Here is a 4037-nt window from a genome sequence, read left to right on the forward strand (position 1 = left end):
AACCTGATCCAGTATGACGACGCGTATTCGCCGCCGAAGGCCGTCGAGCAGGTGCGCAAGCTCGTCGAGAGCGACGAGGTGCTCTTGACCTTCCAGATCGTCGGCACGCCGTCGAACGCCGCCGTGCAGAAATATCTCAACGCCAAGAAGGTGCCGCAGCTGTTTGCCGCCACCGGCGCCTCGAAGTTCACCGACCCGAAGAACTTCCCCTGGACGCTCGGCTTCAACCCGAACTACTTCGTCGAAGGCCGCATCTACGGCCAGTACATCCTGAAGGAGCATCCCAACGCCAAGATCGGCGTGCTCTATCAGAACGACGACCTCGGCAAGGATTATCTCAACGGCATCAAGGCCGGGCTCGGCGACAAGGCCGCCAAGATGATCGTGGCCGAAGCCTCCTATGAGGTCTCCGACCCGACCATCGATTCCCAGGTGATCAAGATCAAGGACGCCGGCGCCGACCTGTTCTTCTCGGCCTCGACGCCGAAGCAGGCGGCGCAGGCGATCAAGAAGATCGCCGAGCTCGGCTGGCACCCGATCCACATCGTCGACATCAACGCGACCTCGGTCGGCGCCGTGCTGCAGCCGGCGGGCCTGGAAGCCTCCAAGGGCCTGATCAGCACCAATTACGGCAAGGATCCGGCCGATCCGCAGTGGAAGGACGATCCGGGCATGAAGCGCTATTTCGACTTCATGGCCAAGTACTATCCCGACGGCGACAAGAACTCGAACTTCAACACCTATGGCTACTCGACCGCGCAGTTGATGGTGCATGTGCTGAAGCAGTGCGGCGACGACCTGACCCGCGACAACGTGCTGAAGCAGGCGACCAACCTGAAGAATGTCGAGCTCGACATGGCGCTGCCCGGCATCAAGGGCAACACCGCGCCGAACGACTATCGCGTCAACAAGCAGCTGCAGATGATGCGCTTCAACGGCGAGCGCTGGGAGCTGTTCGGCCCGATCCTCGAGGACGCCGGCCCGGCGGGCTAGTCGGTTCGCGCGGGTATGAAATGCAATCGGCGGCCTCCGGGCCGCCGATTTGTTTTGGAGCTCGTCATTGCCGGGCCTGACCCGGCAATCCATCAAATTGAGAAGGCTCTTCTCTGATGGATGCGCGGGTCAAGCCCGCGCATGACGATATCGGCCGACGGCCGACATCGTCACTCCGGAATCTCGCCGAAATTCTTGCCGACCGGCAGCACGGCATGCCGGATCAGGCGCGAATCGTCCACCGCGGCCTGGCGGTGCTTCACGGCCTCACGATAGACGGGATCGCGGATCATCTCGACGAAGGCGGCGACGCTTGGATATTCCGCGATGAAGCAGTGATCCCAGCGCTCCTCCTGCGGACCGATCAGCATCAGCTCGAAGCGGCCTTGCCAGACGATGCGGCCGCCGAGTCGTTCGAACACCGGCCCGCTCTCGCGGCCATAGGCCGCATAAGCCTCCGCGCCGGTGGCCTTGCGGCCGTCGGGATAGGCGGCCCATTCGCGCAGGCGCACCAGGTTGAGCATGTGGATCGGGCCCGGCCGGTTGTTGTCCCGAAATTGCGCGAAGACGTCCTTGGTCGGATCGATATGGCCCATGCGGTGCTCCTTCGTTTCTTGTTCCGTCTCTATGTAGCACGCGCTGCCTCACCTCCTAATCCCCCGTTAAGCTTTGCGTAACCGCCCCTTAAACCGGGAACGCTAGCGTGCGCCCTGTCAGGGTGTGAGCGTTGCGGATGGCGTGGGGACGTAAAAAAGGCGGTGCGCGCAAGGAGCCGCTGTTCGGGCTGCCGGCCGCGCTTGCCGACCTCAGACTGTCGCCCTCCGACCGCATTCCCGGCGGCGGCGACGACAAGCCCGCGAAGTCCAAACCCAAGAGCAGCGACAAGAGCGGCGACAAGAGCGGCGATTCCGGTAGCGAGAAACCGCGCCCGTCGCGCGGCGGCAGCAAGCGGCGCAGCAAGTCGCGGGGCTTTGGCATCGGCCGCCTGTTCTATTGGACCGCGGTGCTCGGCCTGTGGGCCGGCATTGCGGTGATCGGTGTCGTGGTGTGGGTCGGCGCGCATCTGCCGCCGATCCAGTCGCTGGAGATTCCCAAGCGTCCGCCGACGATCCAGATCGTCGGCATCGACGGCAGCGTGCTGGCGCAACGCGGCGAAATGGCCGGCGCCAACATCGCGTTGAAGGATCTGCCGCCCTATCTGCCGAAGGCCTTCATCGCGATCGAGGACCGCCGCTTCTATTCGCATTACGGCGTCGACCCGGTCGGCATCCTGCGCGCGGCGATGACCAACCTGCTGCACCGCGGCGTCTCGCAGGGCGGCTCGACGCTGACCCAGCAGCTCGCCAAGAACCTGTTCCTGACCCAGGAGCGCACCATGCAGCGCAAGCTGCAGGAGGCCGAGCTCGCGCTCTGGCTGGAGCGCAAGCATTCCAAAAACGAGATCCTCGAGCTCTACCTCAACCGGGTCTATTTCGGGTCCGGCGCCTATGGCGTCGAGGCCGCCGCGCAGCGCTATTTCGGCAAGTCGGCGAAGAACGTCACGCTGCCGGAAGCCGCGATGCTGGCCGGCCTCGTCAAGTCGCCGTCGCGGCTGGCGCCGAACCGCAACCCGGAAGGCGCCGAGCAGCGCGCGCAGGTCGTGCTGGCGGCGATGGCCGATGCCAAGTTCATCACCGAGGCGCAGGCCAAGGCTTCGATCGGCCAGCCCTCGATTGTGGTGAAGCCGGCCGGCGCCGGCACCGTGAACTATGTCGCCGACTGGATCGGCGAAGTGCTCGACGATCTGGTCGGCCAGATCGACCAGGACATCGTGGTGCAGACCACGATCGATCCGAAGCTGCAGAACGTCGCCGAAGCCGCCATCATCGATGAGCTCGCCGCCAAGAGCGTGAAGTTCAATGTCAGCCAGGGCGCGCTGGTGGCGATGACGCCGGACGGCGCGGTGCGTGCCATGGTCGGCGGGCGGAACTACTCGGAGAGCCAATACAATCGCGCGGTCACCGCGAAGCGGCAGCCGGGCTCGGCGTTCAAGCCGTTCGTCTATCTCACCGCGGTCGAGGCAGGACTGACGCCGGACACCATCCGCACCGACGCGCCGCTCGACATCAAGGGCTGGAAGCCGGAGAACTACACCCACGAGTATTTCGGCTCGGTGACATTGACCCAAGCGCTGGCGATGTCGCTGAACACGGTCGCGGTGCGGCTCGGCGTCGAGGTCGGCGCCAAGAATGTGGTGCGCACCGCGCACCGGCTCGGCATCTCCTCCAAGCTGGAGCCCAACGTCTCGATCGCGCTCGGCACCTCGGAAGTTTCCGTGATCGAGCTGGTTGGCGCCTATGCGCCGTTCGCCAATGGCGGCTACGCCATCTCGCCGCATGTGGTGACCAAGATCAAGACCAGCTCGGGCAAGCTGCTCTATGACCGACCGACCGATCCGCCCAACCAGGTGATCGAGCCGCGCTACGATTCGATGATGAACAGCATGATGCGCGAGACGCTGATCTCGGGCACCGCGCGCAAGGCGGAGATCCCGGGCTGGGCCGCCGCAGGCAAGACCGGCACCAGCCAGGATTATCGCGACGCCTGGTTCATCGGCTACACCGCCAAGCTCGTCACCGGCGTCTGGCTCGGCAATGACGACAATTCACCGACCAAGAAGGCGACCGGTGGCGGCTTGCCTGTGGAAGTATGGACCCGCTTCATGAAGGCGGCGCATCAGGGCGTGCCGGTCGCCGCGATCCCGAACTCGCAAGGCAGTTGGGGACCGGCGAACCTGATGCAGATCTCGTCGCAGGTCACCGCACCGGCAGCGCCGGCGGGACCGATGCAGATTCAGCCACCGATGCAGGCATCGCAGCCGCCCGCGCCGGTACCATCCGGCGGCAGCTATTATCGCCCGCCATCGCCGACGCCAGCCCGCGCCTCGGCGCCACCCAACCCGAACGCGCGGCCCGAGGCTGCGGCTGGACTTGACGGCTGGCTGGCGGATCGGTTGTTTCGGTAGGCGCTAAAGCATGATCCGGAAAAATGCGAAGCGGTTTTCC

General features: G+C 65.0%; 3 protein-coding genes. 2 read left to right on the forward strand and 1 reads right to left on the reverse strand.

What is annotated here, in order from left to right:
• Positions 1-993, forward strand: a 993-nt coding sequence (locus AKL29_RS05060) for an ABC transporter substrate-binding protein (protein ID WP_244481765.1), incomplete at its 5' end; no start/stop codon positions are given.
• 170 nt (positions 994-1163) lie between these two features.
• On the opposite strand, the gene AKL29_RS05065 is transcribed toward AKL29_RS05060, so the two are convergent.
• Complete coding sequence (locus AKL29_RS05065; RefSeq protein ID WP_028335618.1) at positions 1164-1589, reverse strand: DUF1330 domain-containing protein; 426 nt, start codon at positions 1587-1589, stop codon at positions 1164-1166.
• A 137-nt stretch (positions 1590-1726) separates the two neighbouring features.
• On the opposite strand from AKL29_RS05065, the gene AKL29_RS05070 reads away from it, so the two are divergent.
• The gene (locus AKL29_RS05070) at positions 1727-3997 is read left to right on the forward strand and encodes a transglycosylase domain-containing protein (RefSeq protein WP_050383349.1); all 2271 of its coding nucleotides are present in this window, start codon (positions 1727-1729) and stop codon (positions 3995-3997) included.
• Positions 3998-4037: the final 40 nt, after the last annotated feature.

It is taken from the genome of Bradyrhizobium pachyrhizi, assembly GCF_001189245.1.
Taxonomy (GTDB): domain Bacteria; phylum Pseudomonadota; class Alphaproteobacteria; order Rhizobiales; family Xanthobacteraceae; genus Bradyrhizobium; species Bradyrhizobium pachyrhizi.

Excerpts from the sequence above, each read along its gene's own strand:
- AKL29_RS05070 (WP_050383349.1), top strand. The coding sequence starts at position 1,727 with ATGGCGTGGGGACGTAAAAAAGGCGGTGCGCGCAAGGAGCCGCTGTTC.
- AKL29_RS05065 (WP_028335618.1), bottom strand. The coding sequence starts at position 1,589 with ATGGGCCATATCGATCCGACCAAGGACGTCTTCGCGCAATTTCGGGAC.